This is a genomic window from Streptomyces sp. MGP-P1 (genome assembly GCF_057766565.1).
Map to the genome: position 1 here is coordinate 2,499,895 of NZ_JBYMEM010000007.1, position 18,262 is coordinate 2,518,156.

General features: G+C 68.0%; 16 protein-coding genes and 2 pseudogenes. 10 read left to right on the forward strand and 8 right to left on the reverse strand.

All coding sequences use genetic code 11. The features are described from left to right. Positions 1 to 250: 250 nt before the first annotated feature. Complete coding sequence (locus AC3CH1_RS32835; protein WP_488466194.1) at positions 251 to 352, reverse strand: putative leader peptide; 102 nt, start codon at positions 350 to 352, stop codon at positions 251 to 253. A gap of 74 nt (positions 353 to 426) precedes the next feature. Between AC3CH1_RS32835 and AC3CH1_RS32840 the strand changes: the two genes are divergently transcribed. Further along, the gene (locus AC3CH1_RS32840) at positions 427 to 849 is read left to right on the forward strand and encodes a YjbQ family protein (protein ID WP_488466195.1); all 423 of its coding nucleotides are present in this window, start codon (positions 427 to 429) and stop codon (positions 847 to 849) included. 146 nt (positions 850 to 995) lie between these two features. After that, positions 996 to 1,846: pseudogene (locus tag AC3CH1_RS32845) on the forward strand (IS5 family transposase). Between the two features lie 17 nt (positions 1,847 to 1,863). Here the strand turns inward: AC3CH1_RS32845 and AC3CH1_RS32850 are convergent. Next, positions 1,864 to 2,776, reverse strand: a pseudogene (locus AC3CH1_RS32850) (IS5 family transposase). A 36-nt stretch (positions 2,777 to 2,812) separates the two neighbouring features. Between AC3CH1_RS32850 and AC3CH1_RS32855 the strand changes: the two are divergent. Next, positions 2,813 to 3,442 (forward strand): class I SAM-dependent methyltransferase, encoded by a 630-nt coding sequence (locus tag AC3CH1_RS32855; RefSeq protein ID WP_488466196.1) that lies wholly within the window; start codon positions 2,813 to 2,815, stop codon positions 3,440 to 3,442. A gap of 95 nt (positions 3,443 to 3,537) precedes the next feature. On the opposite strand, the gene AC3CH1_RS32860 is transcribed toward AC3CH1_RS32855, so the two are convergent. Next, positions 3,538 to 4,629, reverse strand: coding sequence for an IS630 family transposase (locus AC3CH1_RS32860; protein ID WP_488466792.1), 1,092 nt, complete (start codon positions 4,627 to 4,629; stop codon positions 3,538 to 3,540). A gap of 291 nt (positions 4,630 to 4,920) precedes the next feature. After that, the gene (locus AC3CH1_RS32865; RefSeq protein WP_488466197.1) at positions 4,921 to 5,691 is read right to left on the reverse strand and encodes a response regulator; all 771 of its coding nucleotides are present in this window, start codon (positions 5,689 to 5,691) and stop codon (positions 4,921 to 4,923) included. A 114-nt stretch (positions 5,692 to 5,805) separates the two neighbouring features. Here AC3CH1_RS32865 and AC3CH1_RS32870 point away from each other — a divergent pair, with 114 nt between their 5' ends. The 4 genes from AC3CH1_RS32870 to AC3CH1_RS32885 all read left to right on the forward strand — a co-directional run bounded on the left by AC3CH1_RS32870 (position 5,806) and on the right by AC3CH1_RS32885 (position 10,712). After that, complete coding sequence (locus AC3CH1_RS32870; protein WP_488466198.1) at positions 5,806 to 7,413, forward strand: sensor histidine kinase; 1,608 nt, start codon at positions 5,806 to 5,808, stop codon at positions 7,411 to 7,413. Positions 7,414 to 7,752: 339 nt separating this feature from the next. Next, positions 7,753 to 9,087 (forward strand): PP2C family protein-serine/threonine phosphatase, encoded by a 1,335-nt coding sequence (locus AC3CH1_RS32875; protein WP_488466199.1) that lies wholly within the window; start codon positions 7,753 to 7,755, stop codon positions 9,085 to 9,087. Positions 9,088 to 9,286: 199 nt separating this feature from the next. Continuing rightward, a complete protein-coding gene (locus tag AC3CH1_RS32880) occupies positions 9,287 to 10,111 on the forward strand; it encodes a SigB/SigF/SigG family RNA polymerase sigma factor (RefSeq protein ID WP_488466200.1) in 825 nt (274 codons plus the stop codon). Positions 10,112 to 10,334: 223 nt separating this feature from the next. Continuing rightward, positions 10,335 to 10,712: an ATP-binding protein gene (locus AC3CH1_RS32885; protein ID WP_488466201.1), complete on the forward strand. Its 378-nt coding sequence runs from the start codon at positions 10,335 to 10,337 to the stop codon at positions 10,710 to 10,712. A 267-nt stretch (positions 10,713 to 10,979) separates the two neighbouring features. Here AC3CH1_RS32885 and AC3CH1_RS32890 read toward each other — a convergent pair whose 3' ends face one another. Beyond that, complete coding sequence (locus tag AC3CH1_RS32890) at positions 10,980 to 12,785, reverse strand: hypothetical protein (RefSeq protein ID WP_488466202.1); 1,806 nt, start codon at positions 12,783 to 12,785, stop codon at positions 10,980 to 10,982. Between the two features lie 115 nt (positions 12,786 to 12,900). Here AC3CH1_RS32890 and AC3CH1_RS32895 point away from each other — a divergent pair, with 115 nt between their 5' ends. Further along, positions 12,901 to 13,263, forward strand: a complete 363-nt coding sequence (locus AC3CH1_RS32895) for a transposase (RefSeq protein ID WP_488466793.1) — start codon at positions 12,901 to 12,903, stop codon at positions 13,261 to 13,263. Here AC3CH1_RS32895 and AC3CH1_RS32900 read toward each other — a convergent pair. The 3 genes from AC3CH1_RS32900 to AC3CH1_RS32910 form a co-directional block, all read right to left on the reverse strand. Then, positions 13,184 to 13,615 (reverse strand): DUF4240 domain-containing protein, encoded by a 432-nt coding sequence (locus AC3CH1_RS32900; protein WP_488466203.1) that lies wholly within the window; start codon positions 13,613 to 13,615, stop codon positions 13,184 to 13,186. The two genes, AC3CH1_RS32895 and AC3CH1_RS32900, sit on opposite strands and share 80 nt — an antisense overlap. A 194-nt stretch (positions 13,616 to 13,809) precedes the next feature. After that, positions 13,810 to 15,357 (reverse strand): hypothetical protein, encoded by a 1,548-nt coding sequence (locus tag AC3CH1_RS32905; protein WP_488466204.1) that lies wholly within the window; start codon positions 15,355 to 15,357, stop codon positions 13,810 to 13,812. Further along, the gene (locus AC3CH1_RS32910; protein WP_488466205.1) at positions 15,354 to 15,986 is read right to left on the reverse strand and encodes an ABC transporter ATP-binding protein; all 633 of its coding nucleotides are present in this window, start codon (positions 15,984 to 15,986) and stop codon (positions 15,354 to 15,356) included. The genes AC3CH1_RS32905 and AC3CH1_RS32910 overlap by 4 nt, the downstream gene beginning before the upstream one ends. A gap of 404 nt (positions 15,987 to 16,390) precedes the next feature. On the opposite strand from AC3CH1_RS32910, the gene AC3CH1_RS32915 reads away from it, so the two are divergent. Together AC3CH1_RS32915 and AC3CH1_RS32920 are read left to right on the forward strand one after the other, a co-directional pair. Continuing rightward, on the forward strand, positions 16,391 to 17,698 hold the full coding sequence (locus AC3CH1_RS32915) for a hypothetical protein (RefSeq protein WP_488466794.1): 1,308 nt from the start codon (positions 16,391 to 16,393) through the stop codon (positions 17,696 to 17,698). Positions 17,699 to 17,806: 108 nt separating this feature from the next. After that, on the forward strand, positions 17,807 to 18,226 hold the full coding sequence (locus AC3CH1_RS32920; RefSeq protein ID WP_488466206.1) for an FKBP-type peptidyl-prolyl cis-trans isomerase: 420 nt from the start codon (positions 17,807 to 17,809) through the stop codon (positions 18,224 to 18,226). Positions 18,227 to 18,262 lie beyond the last annotated feature (36 nt).

The following is an 18,262-nucleotide window of genomic DNA, read 5'->3' on the forward strand; positions in this document are numbered from 1 at the left end:
TGAGGAGAAAGGGCGGCCACGGCCGCGGGCATGCCGGGACACCCCGTACCCAAGCGCCACGACCGACCGGGAGGGTCGTCGGTGGCGGCGGACGGCAGGAGTAACCACGGCGCGCTCAGCGGTCGCGCGGCGGCACGGAGCCGGGGGCGACTACGTGCCTAGGCGACCGACACGACTACGGAAGGGCGAACGACGGAGTACCGCAGGCACAGCAGTGCGGTGGGAAATGCTCCGGAAATCGCTGGGAACGTCAGCAGCCGCGACAACACGCGGCGGAAGCCACTCGCAGCAGGTCGATGTGACCGCGCGAAGTGAGCAGAGCTGATCGGAACATGACGCTGAACGTAGCCATCCGGTCGGAGCACGGTCAATGGTGTCTCGGAGCGTGGACGTGTCATCTCACGCCTGTGGGGCGAAGATGGAGGCATGTCCTCCTCCTTCACCACCACGGTCCTGAACATCACCACGGGCGCGACCGAAAGCGTCACGGACCTGACGCGCGCCTGCGAAGAGTTCCTCACCCGCACCGCGCCCGGCCGCGACGGCCTGCTCAACGTCTTCGTCCCCCACGCCACGGCCGGTGTCGCCGTCCTGGAGACCGGCGCGGGCAGCGACGACGACCTGCTGGCCACGCTCCACCACCTGCTCCCCGCCGACGACCGCCGGCAACACCGCCACGGCAGCCCGGGCCACGGCCGCGACCACGTGCTCCCCGCCCTGGTCCCGCCCCACGCCACGCTGCCGGTGATCGGCGGCAGGCTGGAGCTGGGCACCTGGCAGTCGGTCTGCCTGGTGGACACGAACGTCGATAACGCGGACCGTCAGGTTCGGTTGAGCTTTCTGGGCTGATCAAGATCACTCCCAGGGGGCGTGCCGTCGATTCTCCGTATCAGGCGTGCGCGAACGGAGAGAATTTTGCGTGGCACGGACCCATCCGCGATCGAGCGCCCCTAGGGCCTGTCTTCAAAGGTTGTTGATGGGGCATCATGTGGCGCATGGTGCGGCGACATGAGCTCTCGGACGAAGAGTGGGACGTTCTGTCGGGGCTGCTTCCGCGAACGGGCGCGGGGCGGCCCCGGCGAGACGATCGGGTGGTTCTGAACGGGATCGTGTGGAAGCTTCGGACCGGTTCGGCCTGGCGTGATGTGCCGGGGAGATACGGGTCCTGGCGGACGTTGTACACACGTTTCCGCAGATGGGCGCTCGATGGCACGTTCACGCGGATGCTTGAAGCCGTTCAGGCTCAGAGGGACGCGGCTGGAGACGTCGACTGGCTGGTATCGGTGGACTCCACGATCACCCGCGCTCATCAGCACGCGGCCGGCGCCCGTAAAAAGGGGCAAGCCCTGCAGAAGCGGCACACGCTCACGCCCTCGGACGATCCCGTGGCGGACTGACGACCAAGATTCACCTCGCCTGCGACGGCCGCGGCCGTCCGCTCGGCTTTGTCGTCACGGGCGGCAACATCAACGACTGCACGCAGTTCGAGCAGATCCTCGCGCAGATCAGGGTTCGCCGTCCAGGCCCGGGCCGACCGCGCAACCAGCCCGATCACCTCCTGGGCGACAAGGGATACAGCAGCCGAGGTATACGCAACTACCTGCGGAGACGTCGTATTCCGCACACGATCCCGGAACGCTCGGACCAGCAGGCGAACCGCCGCCGTCGTGGCAGCAACGGCGGCAGGCCGCCCGCTTTCGGCAAGGAGCGCTACAAGCAGCGCAACGTCGTCGAACGCTGCTTCAACGCGTTGAAGCAGTACCGGGCCATCGCCACCCGCTACGACAAAACCCGAGAATCCTACGAAGCGGCACTCACCATCGCGTCACTCCTGATGTGGATATGACCCTTTGAAGACAGACCCTAGGGCGTGTCTGACAAATGATCACCTGGTCGATTCACGAAGCCAGAGAATCAGCGAGACACAGGATGACTCCGGCGCGGTAGCGTGTGGCGAGCTTGTCGAACCTGGTGGCGATCGCACGGAACTGCTTGAGACGGGAGAAGCATCGCTCGACCACGTTGCGGTCTCGGTAGACCTCTTTATCGAAGACGGGTGGGCGGCCGCCGAGGTTGCCGCGTCGACGGCGGTTGGCGATCTGGTCGCGGCGTTCGGGAATCGTGGCAGTGATGCCCCGACGCCGCAGCAGGTGGCGGATCGCCCGGCTGGACTAGGCCTTGTCGCCCAGCACCCGCGTCGGCGTCGTGCGCGGGCGGCCCGTGACGATGCGTGGGATGCAGATCTCGTCAAGGGCCTGGGTGATCGCGGTGGCGTCGTTGACATTGCCGGGCGTGAGCACGATCGACAATGGCAGGCCCCGGCCGTCGACAGCGAGGTGGACCTTGGTGGTCAGCCCGCCTCGGGAGCGACCAAGGGCCTGGCGTGCCTGTGAGCGGCCCGGATCTTCCAGATTGTCCCGGCCTGCTGCCCCCTTTTGCGTGCGCCGGCGGCGTGCTGCTGGGCCCGGTTGATCGTGGAATCGAGGGCGACTGTCCATTCCACCCGGTCCATCGCGTCGTCGCGGACCTGGACGTGCTCCAACAGTCTTGCCCAGGTGCCGTCCGCCTCCCAGCGGGCGAACCGCTCGTAAACGGTCTGCCACGGCCCGTACCGCTGGGGCAGGTCGCGCCAAGGAGCCCCAGTCCGCAGCCGCCACAACACACCATTGACCACCTGCCGGTGATCACGCCATGGACGGCCACGTCCGTCCGCCTGCGGCAGCAGGGGCTCTATCCGCTCCCACGCCGCGTCTGTCACCTCGCCTCGAGCTGCCACAAGATTGATTATCGGACCGGCTATAAGGTCCTCCCTGTGGTGAATCATCAGGACGAGACCAGGGCGGCCTACGACGGAGTCGTTGAGCTGTACGCATCGCTGTTCGCAGACCGGCTGGAGACGCAGCCGTTCGCCCGGGCCATGATCAGCACTTTCGCCGAACTGGTGCGCGCGACGGGCAACCTGCGGGCAGCGGACGTTGGATGCGGGCCCGGACATCTGACGGCCATGCTGCACGAATTGGGCCTGGACGCCTTCGGACTCGACCTGTCCCACGGCATGGTCGACCACGCTCGACGGGCCAACCCGGCGCTGCGCTTCCAGGAGGCGCGGATGGAGTCCTTGCCGATCGAGGACGGCGTGCTCGGCGGCGTACTGGCCCACTACTCAATGATCCACACCCCACCGGACGAACTGCCAGAGCTGCTCGCCGAGCAGGTCCGCGTCCTGGCGCCGGGTGGCGTGCTCCTGGTCTCCTTCTTCGGGACCGACGGACCGGAACCGGTCCAGTTCGACCACAAGGTCGCACCTGCCTACAGCTGGCCGGCGGACCACCTCGCCGAACTGCTGACGGATGCCGGGCTCGTTCCTTTCGCTCGGCTGCTCCACGACCCGGCCTCCGAACGGGGCTTTCTCGACGCACACCTGCTGGCCCGCCGCCCATAGCTTCTGCCCGGCAAAAGGTGCGAGCTGGTCGGCGTGCCTCCGGACCGCCTACTCAATGGGCGCTCGCTGATTCGACAAGAATTGTCAGACAGGTCCTAGTGACCTGAGTCAGAGATTCGCTGGCAGTAGCTGGCGACCTTGTCGAGGATTTCGTCGGCGGTCTTGGTCCAGATGAAGGGCCGTGGGTGGTCGTTCCAGTCCGCGACCCAGGCCCGGATGTCGCGTTCCAGTGCTTGGACGGAACGATGGACGCCGCGTTTAAGCTTCTTCTGCGTGAGCTCGGCGAACCATCGTTCCACCAGGTTCAGCCAGGACGAACTGGTGGGTGTGAAGTGCAGGTGGAATCGAGGGTGGGACAGCAGCCACTTCTTGACCGCCGGTGTCTTGTGGGTCGCGTAGTTGTCGAGGATCAGGTGCACCTCGAGGCCGGCTGGCACTTCCTTGTCGACCTTGGCCAGGAACTTCTTGAACTCAGCTGCCCGATGGCGCCGGTGCAATGAGCCGATGACTTTGCCGGTCGCCACCTCCAGAGCCGCGAACAGGGTGGTGGTGCCGGCACGGATGTAGTCGTGGCTTCGGCGTTCCGGGACGCCCGGCATCATCGGGAGCACGGGCTGGGACCGGTCCAGGGCCTGGATCTGCGACTTCTCGTCCACGCAGAGGACCAGCGCTCTTTCCGGTGGATCCAGGTAGAGGCCCACCACGTCGCGGACCTTGTCGATGAAGAACGGGTCCGTGGACAGCTTGAAGGTCTCAGACCGGTGCGGCGCGAGTGCGAACGCCCGCCAGATTCGGGAGATCGCCGACTGCGACATGCCCGTGGCGGCAGCCATCGATCTGGTCGACCAATGGGTGGCGTTCTTCGGCCTCTCCTCGAGTGTCCTGACGATGACCCGCTCGACGTCGGCGTCACTGATCTTCCTCGGGGCACCGGGCCGCGGTTCGTCGGACAGGCCGTCCAGGCCACGTTCGATGAACCGCCGCCGCCAGGTGCGGACCGTGTCCGCGGCAACATTTAACCGGCGGGACACCTCCAGGATCGAATGCCCCTCGGCGCACTCTAGCACGATCCGCGAACGCTGAGCCAGAGCCTGGGCCGTCGAACGACGACGCACCCAACCCTCCAGCACAGCCCGCTGGGCATCAGTCACCGACAACGGCGGAATCTTCGGACCGGGACGACTCATGAACAACCAACGACGAACCTGCGACTCAGGTCACTAGGGCGGATGCGGCAAATGCCTGCTCGGAGTGCGGCGGCTGTCGCGCGGGAAGCCGGCGACGTCTTCCCCTGGACGCCGGCGCGAGAACGTGCTCACGGCGCATTCTGGTGAGCCCTCGCAGGACGTCGGCACGACGGGATTCCGAGTCTGAAACCGGCCGTGCCCAAGCCGACTGCCCTTCTACGGGTCTGGCCAGAATTCCCGGGTCACGCCTTGACGGCGCGCGCCCGGGGACTCCGGTGTGCCGGTTCCGGGTTACGGGCGGGGCCGGGTGGCGGTGTCGAGGTAGAACGCGTCGATGCTCTGGACGGCCTGCTCGAAGTCGTCCAGGTTGACGGGCTTGGTGACATAGGCGTTGGCGTGGCTGGTGTATGCGCCGGTGACATCGTCCGGGGCGTTGGACGTGGTGAGGACGACGACCGGGATGGCCTGCAGGTCCTCGTCGGTCTTCAGGATCTTCAGTAGGTCGTGGCCGTTCATTCGGGGCATGTTCAGGTCGAGGACGATGAGGTCGGGGCAGGCCTTTTCGGGGTCACGGAGGTGCTCCAGAGCGGCGACCCCGTCGGTGACCTGGACCAGGTTGCGGGTCCCGCGCTCGGAGAGAGCCTCTTCGATCAGCATGGCGTCGGCGATGTCGTCCTCGACGAGCAGGACGTCGAAGGGGCGTGCGGGGGTGGTCATCGTCGGTTGCTCCGTGGGTTTTTCGTTCGAGTGGTGGAAGAGGCCCGGCCAGCGGCGGCGGGCGCCTTGGCGGGTCATGGCGCAGGCGGCGCCGATCTGCGGGTAACCGGCCCCCGCGCGCGCGGCGTCCGTGGCCGCTTGTCGCTGAAGCCGCTCAGTGGCCTGCTGCAGCTGGTCCAGTACGTGGAGCAGGGTCAGCGGGTACGCCGGGTCGCCGGCTGTGAGCGGTGTCGAAGCTTCCTGCAGTTGGTGGGCAAGGTGCCGCGCGAGATCGCCGATTCTCGCGTCCGCGATGGCGGCTGTCTCCTCGGGGGTGGTCCGCATGGCGAAGTTCTTGCCTGGCATATCCGGCACTGTATGCCTCCGAACAGTCCTGCGACAACATGTGTTGTCGAGTGGGTCTAGAGTGTGCTGGTCGCATCCCACCGCAGGCGACTTGCACAGCGAGGAGTTCTCAGGATGACCGGCGATGAACAGCAGTCGCGTGCGCGGAGACTGTCCACATGGACGACCCGGCGCTGGCTTCGCGTGGGAGTGGCCGCGTCCCTGGTGATCCTGACCGTGCTCGGGGTGGCGGGAGCCTGGGTCCTGGGGCGGACCCAGTCGATCAGCAACAGCCTCACGGATGTGCGGTCTCCCTCACTGTCCACGGCGTTCCGTCTGGAAACGGCCCTGGTCAACCAGGAGACCGGCATCCGCGGATACGGCCTCACCGGCATACCCGAGTTCCTGGCTCCCTACCGGCAGGGGCTCGTAGAGCAGAAGGCGCACGGCAAGTCCCTGGAGGAGCTGCTCCGCGACGACGACGCCCGGCTGAATGACCTGAAGGCGGTGCAGGACGCTGCGGCCGGGTGGCAGGAAAGTGTCGCCGGCCCTGTCGCTGCCACGACGCCCGGCACGCCCTCCTCGGCGGCCACGGAACGGGTGGCGAACGGCAAAGCGGCCTTCGACGAAGTCCGCGTCGCCCTGGAGAGTCAGCAGGAGAGGCTGCGCGCGGACCGTGTTCAGGCCCGAGCGGACCTGCAGTCCACCGTGACCTTGCGGAACTGGGTGTTCAGCGCCATCGCGCTGGTCATGATCGCGCTGGCGGCTCTCGTCTTCGAGGGGCTGCGCCGTGGCATCAACACTCCCCTGGAACGCCTGGGAGCCGACGCCCGCATCATCGCCGCAGGTGACTTCGACCATCCCATCACGCCGACCGGCCCGGCCGACCTGCGGCGTCTGAGCGCTGAGATCGATTTCATGCGCCGGCGCCTCGTACGGGAACTGGCCTTCACCGAGGAGGCGCGGCTGCGTCTGGACGCGCAGGCCGCGGACCTCCAGCGCTCCAACGCCGAACTGGAACAGTTCGCGTACGTCGCCTCCCACGACCTCCAGGAACCGCTGCGCAAGGTATCCAGCTTCACCCAGCTCCTGCAGCGGCGCTACGGTGGCCGGCTCGACGAACGGGCAGACCAGTACATCGACTTCGCCGTCGACGGGGCAAACCGCATGCAGACCCTCATCAGTGATCTGCTCAACTTCTCCCGAGTGGGCAGGGTGCACAACGCCCACCAGAGCATCGATCTGGACACGGTGCTGCAAGAGACCCTGTCGGCGCTGAGTGTGGTCGTCGAAGAAGCCGGTGCGACGATCACTCATGATCGCCTGCCCAACCTGGTCGCCGACCCGAGCCAGATGGTCATGCTCTGGCAGAACCTGATCGGCAACGCCGTCAAGTTCCGCCGTCCGGGCGAGGCTCCGAGGATTCACATCACAGCGGCCCAGGAGGCGGGGCTGTGGCGGTTCACCGTCACCGACGACGGCATCGGTATCCCACCCGAGTACGCAGAGAAGATCTTCGTCATCTTCCAGCGGCTGCACACCAAGGACGTCTACAGCGGCAGCGGCATCGGCCTGGCGATGTGCAAGAAGATCGTCGAATTTCACGGCGGCACCATCGCCATCGACCCGGACTACCGCGACGGCACCCGCATCACCTTCACTCTGGCCCCCGAACCGCCGCAGATCCCCCGTCCCTCCGTCCTGCCGGAAGCCACGCGGAGGAACGTGGAACAGAGACGATGACAGCAGCCGTGGGACAAGCTCCACGCGCCCTCGGGCGGGCGGTGCCCGGGGGCAGGCTGTGAGCGGCCGGTCGAGGCTCGGGCAGACGCGGAGAAGCGTGTCCGCTCCGATGACGTTCAGTAGCCGTTCCGCTGCGCCGGAGGGGGCGACGTCACGCAGGTCGGCGTTGTGGTGTGCAGCCACGAGGAGTCGCCGGAAGGAGGCGGCGAAGACGCGGCCCGGCGTCCGGGCTCACGCTCTCGAGGACACCCACTGTTGTTTTCGGCCGCAGCAGTGGCGGATAATCGATGTGATCTTCGTGTGAGTGGAACGTGCGTGACCGGTGAAGGAGTGGGCGGCGTGGGTGGTGGAGTGGACTTCGTCGGCGGGCTGCGGGCCGACGGTCTGCCGGCGGCCCTGTCGGACCCCGTGCGGCTGGCGGCGGTGGCCGCGACGGGCCTGCTGGACACCGGTCCGGAGGAGGTCTTCGAGGACCTCGCGTCCCTGGCGGCGAGGGTGACCGGTGCGGGGCGGGCGTTCGTGACCCTGGTCGATGAGGAGCGTTCGTTCTGGAAGTCGTGTGTGGGTGTGGAGGCTCCGGCCCTCGAACAGCGGCAGAACCCGGTACGGGAAAGCTTCTGCTACTTCCTGGTGGGGCTGGCCGGGGATCCCTTCATCGTGGACGACGCCGCCGCTGACCCGCGTACGCGTGAGCATCCCTCGGTCGGGCCGATGAACATCGGAGCGTGGGCCGGCTACCCACTGATGAGCCCGGACGGGCAGGTGCTGGGGAGCTTCTGCGTCATCGACGACGCCCCGCGTACGTGGTCGCACAATGACCTGACCACGCTGGCCACGCTCGCCCGGTCGGTCGCGGCGGAAGTGCATCTGCGCCAGAGCCTGGCCGCCGCGCAGAAAGCCCAGCAAGTCTCCTTTGACCTGTCCCACTCTCTTCAGCAGGGGCTGCTGCCTCCGGCGCTCAGGCGGGTACCCGGCCTGGACGCGGCCGCCTCCTACCTGCCGGCTTCGGCCAGCGGCCACAGTGGTGTGGAAGTCGGCGGCGACTTCTACGACCTGTTCCACACCATCGGCGACACCTACGGGGCTGTGCTGGGTGACGTGTGCGGCAAGGGCGTGGAGGCGGCGAAGGTCACCGCGATGGCCCGGTACACGGTGCGCGCCGACGCCTGGCAGAGCGGCAACCCCGCTCTCCTGCTGGACCGGCTGAACAGCGCGATGCTCGCCCAGAGCTCCCCTCGCTTCCTCACCGCCGTCTACACCACCTTCCACACCACCCCGGGCGGCCTGTCCGGACAGATCGCCCTGGCCGGGCATCCACCGGCCCTCATCCGCAGAGCCGACGGGGCGGTGCGACAACTCGGCCGGCCCGGGACGCTCCTGGGGGTCCTGGAGCACATTCACCTCACTGACGTGGCCTACCAGTTGTTCCCCGGGGATCTGCTGTTGCTCTACAGCGACGGCGCATGCGAGGCACGGCCCCATCCCGGAACCGTCGGCGGGGACGCTCCCGGCGTGTTCGGGGAGGACGAACTGGTCGCCGCGCTGGCCGCCACCCACACGCTGGACGCCACGAGCACGATCAGGCGGCTCACCGACACCCTGGCGGCTCATCACGGTGGCTGGGCCAGCGACGACACCGCCCTGCTCGCCCTGCGTGTTCCCCCAGCCGTCTGACGGCACCCAGGACCTGTCCGGAATCGTCACGGCGATCGAACGGTTCGGGGTCTTCGTGGGTCTGGACGGGTACGTGAGGTGCGGTGCGCGTCAGCCGGGGTAGTCGCAGGCATAGGGCGCGCGGGTCTCCGTCGCGTCCCGGTGCAGTGGAAGGATCTTTATGTCGACAGTCCTCAAGGCCCCCGGCACAAGAAATGACATGACGGAAGCGCTTCCGCAGATCGCCGACCCGGGGAAGGTCTCTCCGAAGGACGCCCGTGCCCTGGGCAAGCTGTTCTTCGACCAGTTGCAGGTTCTCGAAGAGGGCACCCGTGAGTACCAGTACGCCCGTAACACGCTCATCGAGATGAACCTGTCGCTGGTCCAGTTCGCGGCGAAGCGGTTCCGTAACCGCGGCGACGGCCAGATGGAAGACATGATCCAGGTCGGCACCATTGGCCTGATCAAGGCGATCGACCGCTTCGAGCTGTCGCGCGAGGTCGAGTTCACGTCCTTCGCGATCCCCTACATCGTCGGCGAGATCAAAAGGTTCTTCCGCGACACCACATGGTCCGTCCACGTCCCCCGGCGCCTCCAGGAACTGCGGGTCACCCTCGCCAAGACCAAGGAAGAGCTCTCGACCAAACTCAGCCGGGACCCCACCGTCGCCGAACTCGCCGCGCACCTCGACATCACCGAGGAAGAGGTCATCGACGGCCTCATCGCCTCCAACGGCTACACCGCGGGCTCCATCGACCTCCCGCTCGGCGGAACCGAGCAGGGCCCCTCCGACAGCGGCACCAGCTACGCCGATATCACGGGCGACTGCGACCCGAGCATAGAACTGTTCGAGAACCTCCACGCCCTGGCCCCGCTCCTGGACTCTCTGGACGAGCGTGAACGCGGCATCGTCGAGATGCGCTTCGGCCAGGAAATGACCCAGGCCCAGATCGGCGAGCACCTCGGGGTTTCCCAAATGCACGTCTCACGGCTCCTCACCCGCCTCCTCACCAAGCTCCGCGAAGGCATGCTCACCCAGAACTGAGCCTCCGGCCCAGCCGAGCGGCCCCGCACACGCGGTCGAGACCTGCCCAAACACACCGCACTTCCTGCTCCGCCCGTCGGCATGGTCCGGCCGGGCGGGGTAGGCGGGGGACATGAGCCCTCAGGAACCAGATCCGACCGACCCCCACTCCGCCGACACATCCGATGACGGGCCGGGAGGGCAGACCTGTCGGCCGAACTCGGCGGCACACGCCCGCAGCGAAGTGGAATTCGCCCTCCACCCCTTGCTGTGCGCCCCCAACGCCCACTTCCGCGCGGCCCACCAAGGCGGAGTGGACGACGCCCTACTGGTCGCCTCGGAACTGATCACCGACGCCCTGACACACAGCGCACCCGAGGCGCCCTGCGAACTCACCTGCACCCTCGGCCAGTACGAGGTAACGATCAGCGTCACCGGGCCCTACGACACGGCCGCACGGCCCCACCTGCCATCGTCCCCTCTCGGACTGCCCACCGGAGCCGGGAGGCTGTATGGGCTGAGGCAGCGCATCGTGCACAAGATCGCTGACCATGTCCAGATCGCCCGGCGGCCAGGCGGAGGAAGGACCACCACCGCGATCATCCCGCTCACCGGGCCCTGAGAGACCTTGGTGCGTCAGCCAACTCTCCGGGAAGGAGAACGAGCTGATGGCGCGAAGGAGTGCCACGGTCGACCTACGCGCGCACTACCCCCGCTTGAGCCGCCGTGCGCCCCCGCAAGGCGATCCGCAAGGCGATGACGGTGGCAGGGGCTCGGTGCGCAGTGCGCAGTGCTATCCGGTCGGTCTGAGGTTGTCCTGACGGAGGTTGGCGGACCGCGAAGGCCGACCCGGACCGGCCTCGGGCGAAACGTTCGCGGATGCGGCGTGTCAGTTGGCGAGCGAGGCCCGCACGGCGTCATGAGCGGCCTGAAGCAGTTCCTGCTGCTCACTGTCCAGTCCGTGCGGCGACTTCTGGTGGCGGGTGACCGCGAAGAACGCGATCGGCCCCAAGACCACGTCCTGAGGTTCACCAAGCAGGTACATCATCTCGGCCCCGGTCCTGTTCCTGTTCTCCATGGTGGCCGGGATGAGCTCTCCGACGTACGCGTTGATGGCCGGCGTGCCTTCGATCATGATCCGGTCGACCAGCCCGCTGCCTGCTCGGGTGACGCTGTTCCGCATTTCGGAGGGCACGTCGTATGCGAAGGTGAGGGTGCCATCGGTCGAGAGGATGGCGTACCAGATCGGGCTCTCCGTCTCGGGCGGCAGATCGGCCCCGAGCCTGCTGACGGACTGCCCGAAGTCCCTCTGTTCCACAGCCCGATATGAAGCGAAGTCGGCTTCCATCTCGTCTGCCTGCCGACTGTTCACTCGCTGCTGCAGGGAGAAGAACTTTCGCATGGCTTCTGCCGAGACATTGCACCGCGCCTGCATACGAAGCGCAGTGGCGTACATGGCAGGGCGCGGAACCCAGTTCGGCAGCTCGTATTCCGGGGTGGGGCGGTCGCTGGCGTAGCCGATCCGGCGGACCAGGTTGGTGACTGCGGCAGCGGCGACCGAACCGGGCTTGAGGCCAGGGGTGCGCTGTCCCCATGCCACAGATCCTGCGGTGGCGCTCCAGGCGACGGCGACGAGTTGCTCCAGCGTGAACCCTGCGGCCAAGGCGTTCTTCACCGTCTCGTACGCGTCCGGCAGGCGGTGTTCCGGAATGGAGTCCTCGCGGTACTTCCGCTCGAGCAGGCCGTTGAGGTAGTCAACCACCATGTTGGCTTTGACGTCGACGAGTACCTTTTCGATGTCTTCCGGATGACGCTCGAGGTGCACTTCCATGGCAGCCTTGGCGTACTCGTTGTGCCCCTCCGCACTGCCCATCCATCGAGGCAGCGTCCAGGGAATCGACTTGATGTAGACCGCGCGCACAGAGTCGTCATCGTTGAACGACACAGCGTCGAGCGTGGCGGGCGGCGTGGGGACCAGCCAGTGTCCACGGTGCAATTCGAGGAGGGCTTCGGTGTCGCCGTCCGCTGTTCCGGTCAGCGTGTAGTCGAGCTTGTCGAACGGTCCGATCGCCTTCGTTTCGGCCTTCGCCATGATCTCCGTGATCGCGAGGAGGGCGAGTGCGGCGGGCGTGGAGGGAGGACCGGAAGCCGATGCGACTTCCTGTTCCTGCTCGAGCCATTCAATGGCGTTGGCTACCCGCCGGGCCTTACGTGCCTCCTCGTGCTCCTTCGCGGCTGCGGCTTCCTGCCGGCGGGCAGCGGTGGCCGCCGCGGAACAGTCAGAGCACACATAGCGCGCCGGAACAGGGTCGGTCGGCATGTCTGGCGTCCAGTGACCGGTCGCCGCCATCTCCGACCTGGAGTTCACCGTGGTCGGGGCGGTGCACTCCGGGCACAGCACGGTCAAGAGAGAGGCGTACGCAGCTCTTTGTACGGTCTTGTAGACCATGCTGGTCGACCCGAGCGAGGCGACAGGTCGGCTCCAGCTACCGGGCTGGAGAAACTCCCAGTAGCCCACGCAGAGAGCCCGCGTCTCCTCGTCCGCGTCCTCGGCGATGTGGATTTCGACGAGGGGGGTACCTGCGTCGGGGTACAAGAGCCGGGCCGGCTCCGTCCGCGCCGGCATGAGCTTGGCTGCGGCCGAGCCTTTCGCCTTCGCCCGTTCGCGCTTCCGACGTCTATCCCGCTTGCCCATGGTGTCCCCTCCACGATGAATCGTCAGCATATCGACGCCGTATGACGTGAAAGCCGCACTTGACACCAACACCTGTCCCACTCAAGTCCGTAACGGCGACGTGGAGATGGCATCGATGCCGCCCAGCCGGCACGGCTGCCACGGCCAGGGGGTGACAGGCCGGTGGAAGATCGGTGACCTGCCCGCCCTGGTCGTCGTCGATGCCGGCCATGACGTGACCCGTCTGGCTTTCCTGCTCGCGGACCTGCCCGTGGAGCTGCCGCACCGGATGCGTTCGGACCGCGTCCTGTACTTCCCGCCCGCACGGACGTGGCGGTCGCCCCCAGAGTTTGTCGCAGTAGGACGGGTGCCCCCACTCCGCGACCGTGAGGACGCTGCAAGAGCTTTTTTGCTGGTGTCTATGTATCGGTCCACCCAGCAGTGTTGGAATGCGACGCGTAGTTGTATCGGGTGTCGCGGTCCCATTCCTCACCGGTGAGGTGCCTGTAAGCGTTGTCGGGCACGTAGAGGAGGGCCTCGGCCCAGATGAGGTCGTTGGCGTACGGTGCGAACCTCTGTGGGTCGCGGAGCACGCTCTCGTACTCTTCACGGCCGGCTGCGACGACCGCCGCTCGGGTGTAGAGGAACTGGTCGCTCGACAGGTCATCGCCGTATTCCCTGCGGTCCAATCTGTACAGGGCCCAGGAGAGCTGCTCAGCGAAACCGATCACGTCGGATACCGGGCCGTTCGTCAGGTGGGCTGTCAAGGCGGCGGCGAGCTCATCCCCCTCGGGGTCGAGGTGCGAGTAGCTACACGCTGCGATGAGCTGCCAGAAGGCGTTCTCGTTCATGCCGGAGAGCATGGCGGATGGGTGTGACACACCAAGCCGTCAAACGCCCGCACCCGTTACTGGCACGTCCACCCGCTCACCGAGCGGGAACTGCGCGACCACGTCGCCCGGGGCGGGCTCTTCCCCGACGAGCGCGCCCGGGCCCTGCTCGACGCGATGACCGGGCCGACGGCCCGCGTTGGTGCCCGTGCCCGCTACCGCACCCGGCTGAGGCGGAAGAAGAGACCCCTGTGCGCCCAGCCCGTCCGGCGTAGTCCTGTCCAGACGCAGCCGGCGGCGATCCCGACCGCGAGGGCCGTCGCACCGACCGCGGACGGGAGCGCGGCCATCAGGGCGACGCCCATCGACACGACGACGAACCCGTCGAACTGCCAGGCAACGACACGCAGCCCGGAGAGGTCGCCGAACGGCGTGATGACGGGAAGGAGGAGTTCGAGTGGAAGATCCAGTTTCATCTCGCGCAGGAACCTGGCGCCCAGCGCCATGACCACGGACCCGGCGACAAGGAGGGCCGTGTCACCCAGATGCCCGCTGTGGTGGTCCCACCGGGCGACGACGGCGAAGCCACCTCCCAGGAGAGCACCGATCGTCCCCGCGACGACGGGCCAGGCCAGTGTGCGGGCAAGGGTTCCACCCCACCGTTCGCCGAACAGCGGAGCCAGGGTCAGCTCATCTCGCAGTCCGCGCCACGTCTCGCCCACCCACCCCGATCCCAGGTACACACACAGCGCCCCCAGCGCCCACAGCCACGGTGCCGGTCCGGTCCCCCGCCCGCCTGCCCCGTGCGTCAGCACGGAGGAGCCGAGCAGAAGGAGTGCCGCGCCCGCGCTCGCGCGCCCGGGTGTCCGCAGTGCTCGGATCGCACCCTGCGCGAGATATCCGCGCAGACGCCCGTCCGGACGGATCAGGGCCGAGGTGAGACCGGACGGCTCCGGCCGGTACAGATCCAGCGCGTGATGGAGCGTCCCGGTCCAGGCGTATGTTCGGGCCTGGGAGGCGCGGGCCGACTCGCGGGCGAGCCGGGCCAGGTCGACGGTGTGGATCGCCCGGAGGGCCGCCCGCCCCAAGGCCGCCGCGGTGGCCGCCAGCACTCCGGTGAGGAGCCACAGCCCCGTTCCGCTGTCCGGTGCCGTTCGGCTCACTCCGGCGACCACAACTGCCGCGCCCCCGACGGCGGAAGCCAGCAGGAGATTGTCGCGCATCGGCCGAACCTGGCCCCAGAGCCACGCGAACGCGGCGAGGGCGCTGAGCCCCACCCCGGACGCGAGGCCCTGCACCGCGGAATCGAGGTGATCGAAGAGGTCGGTCGCGAGGTACGACGCCGCGCAGGCCGACAGCAGCCCGATCGTACCGACGTACGTCAGTCTGCGCCGGGCGATCGTGCCGAGGTAGTGCGTCGGAGAGAGGTCCGTGGACATGAACACGTGCAGCAGGAACGGCTGGACCACCACCGGCCCCCAGAACCGCCCGGCGATCTGGGCCCCCCAGCACACCGCCACCGCGAGCGCGCAGACCCAGGGCGCCGCCTCCGTGAGAGAGCCCACGGAGACCGGTGCGGGCGAGGTGCTCCGGGCGTGGACCACCGGCACCAGGTAGAACGCGGCGAACAGGGCGACGAGGTAGAGGGTGTACGCGTGCCCCCGCACCGTGCCGCGGTCACCGCGGCGGGCGTAACGCTGCCGTACGGCACGGACGCGGTCCGCGGCACCGGGCTCGGTTGCCGCGGACGTGTCCACCGTCATCCCAGCTCCACGCGGCCGTCACGCGCCTCTACCAGGGCGGGCTCATGGGTGGCGACCAGGAAGGCCGTGCCCTCCTCCGCCCGCTCCGTGAGCAGGGTCGCCAGGAGTTCGACGCGGTCGCCGTCGAGGTGCCGCTCGGGCTCGTCGAGCAGTACCACGTCAGCGGGGCGCACCAACGTCAGCGCAAGGCTGAAGAGTTGAAGCTGGCCGGAGGAGACCTGATGGGGAAAGCGCTCGCCCAGCTGGGACAGTCCCCATCGCTCGATGACCTCTTCGGCGGCTTCGGCGGTCGTCGCGCTGTTGCCGTACCAGGAGGCTGCGACCAGGGTCACCTGCTCGCGCAGTGTCATGTCACGGGCGAACGGGATCGCGTCGACCAGGGAAGCCACGAGACGTCGGTGCCGCGGATTGGCCATGTCGGCGGGTTCGCCCCGCACCGAACACGAACCGGCCGTGAGACTCCGACTGCCCAGGAAGGCCCGCAGAAGCGTCGTCTTCCCCGACCCGTTACCACCGGTGAGGCACCAGACCTCGCCGGGCATCACGGCGAACGAGGTCGGCTCCAGCAGGGTGACGTCGCCCAGGGCGACCGTGGCGTCCTCGGCCGCGATGATGGGAACAGCGGTCACTTCGCCTCCTGAACCACAAGCACCTCTCGCGGACGTGCAGTTTATGCGTCGCCCGCGTACGACCCGTCGACGCCCGTCCCCACGATGGACTGGGCTGGATGGCGGCGTTCAGGGCCGATGTCGTTCGCGAACTGCTGGTGGTGCCCCGGGTGTTTGCCGGCCGTCACCCGAACCGGACACCGGCCGACTTTCCTCCTGGTGGCGTTCTGGTCCGCGATCCGGCCCTGTTCGCGTCGCCGCCCTGTCTGCCGTGCGCCCTCCGGCCGGCCGGCCGGCGTACGGTCTCGACGCCCCCCGTCACTACCGCCAGCGGGTTCCAGGCGCGCTGCCGTCCGAGAGGGCGGGAATCCACCGCTTCTCGTCGGACGTCGGCCGTAGGCTGTCGCGGGAAACAAGGGGAGACGATGATTGACTACCGCAAGGCAACCGTTCCGGTATGGACGCTCGCGACCGGTGAGACGAAGGCGCCCGCTTGGGCCGGGGACGGGCCGATGACGGCTGAGCGCCTGGGCGAACTGCGCGGCGTGCTGGCCGTTCTGGCCGACGAGCCGATCGCCACACTTGAGGTACATCCCCTGCCCGACAAGCTCGACCGCGGCCGAGGCATCCCGCTCGATGCCGTGAGTCCCCTGGCACAGCATCTGTCACAACTTGTCACGCAGACAGCGCGGAACTCCTCCGCGGCGGCCTCCGCGACCGCTGCGGGCGAGAACCTGTATCGCATGGTGGTTCCGGCGAAGGTCGCCGCCCAGTTCGGCCAGGGCCTCGTTTACTCGATGCGGGCGAAGGGAGTGGCCGGTGGCATCCACGGTCCCATCGTGAACTCGACGGGCATCGTGGCCAACGCGACGTTCGTTCCGGTCGGTGGAGCGGCGGCAGCGGGAGCCGTCGGTGGGGCCGGTGCGACAGCCGGTGTCGCGGCCACCGGCAGCGCGGCGCTCACCCTGGCCGCGCCACTGGTGCTCATGGCCGTAGCGGTGGGGGTGAGCGCGCATGCCGACCGCCAGCGCCGACAGGCCATCGAGCACATAACAGAGCTGCTGGAGCAACTGCACGAGGAGAAGCTCGACGACGAGCACAGCGAGCTCGACGGCTGTCGCGACGCCATCGATAAAGCCACCGCCATCCTCCTCGACCAGGGCAAGCTCGGGGCCTCACTGGGGCTGGACTCGGCTGTGCACGCCATCAACACCGCGTTGGGCGCCGCTGACCGCCGCCTCGACCGGTGGCGTAACGCACTCGACAAGCTGCCCGTCGGCGAGGCCGTCGAGATCGGCACGCTGACCAAGTCGTTCCCCGGCGTCGACGACCGGGGCGGGCGGTTCCGCGCGCACCTCGAACTCGCCGCCCTGGCCCTCGCGCTGAAGCGGCGGGTCATCGTCCTGCAAGCCGTCGAGCACGCCCAGGGCGACCCCGGAAACCTCTTCAAGAGCTTCACCCGCGCACTCAAGCGCGACCAACAGCGCCTCGACGAACTGGAGTCGGGTATCGCCGGTGTCCTCGTACGCCTGTCGGCGCTGGAGCTGGCCCGCCCGAACGGTTTGCGACCCGTGTTCACGCCCGGTGAAGTCGATCGCCTGATGCGCGCGACACACCGCATCCACCAGTTGGGCGACGGCGTCACGGTCGACCCCCGAACCACGGACGTCGCGATCGAGATCGCCCGCGACAGGGACGGCTCGGTGGTCGTGTTCCCGGCGCTGCCGACCTAAGCCCTGTCGTCCCGGGCTCTGCCGGTACGGTGATCGCCTGCCGCGTGGAAGGTCCATGCGTCCGGCCGCCCCGTGCGAGGGATGCCGGTGGCGAGCGATGGGACCGTGATGAGCGAACTGACGAAGCCCGGAGTCGAGGTTCCGGAGGGTGAAGCGCCCACCGAGCTGACGATCCGGGACCTCGTGGTGGGAGACGGGCCCGAGGCGCGGCCGGGCCGGGTCGTCCAGGTTCACTACGTAGGGGTCACGTTCGCTTCCGGAAGGGAGTTCGACTCCTCCTGGGAACAGGGCCGGCCGTTCAAGTTCGCCGTGGGCGGCGGCAGGGTCATCAAGGGCTGGGACCGGGGGGTCAGGGGGATGAAGGTCGGCGGCCGGCGCGAGATCATCGTTCCCCCGCGTCTCGGCTACGGCAAGCAGTCGCCCTCGGCGTCGATCCCGGCGGGCTCGACGCTGATCTTCGTCGTCGACCTGCTCACCGTCGTGGGCGGGCCCGCCGTGGCTGGGTCCGGCCCGACCGGCTCGGCCTGACAGGGTGCTCCCGAGGCGCCGCGTCCCGTTCTGCGA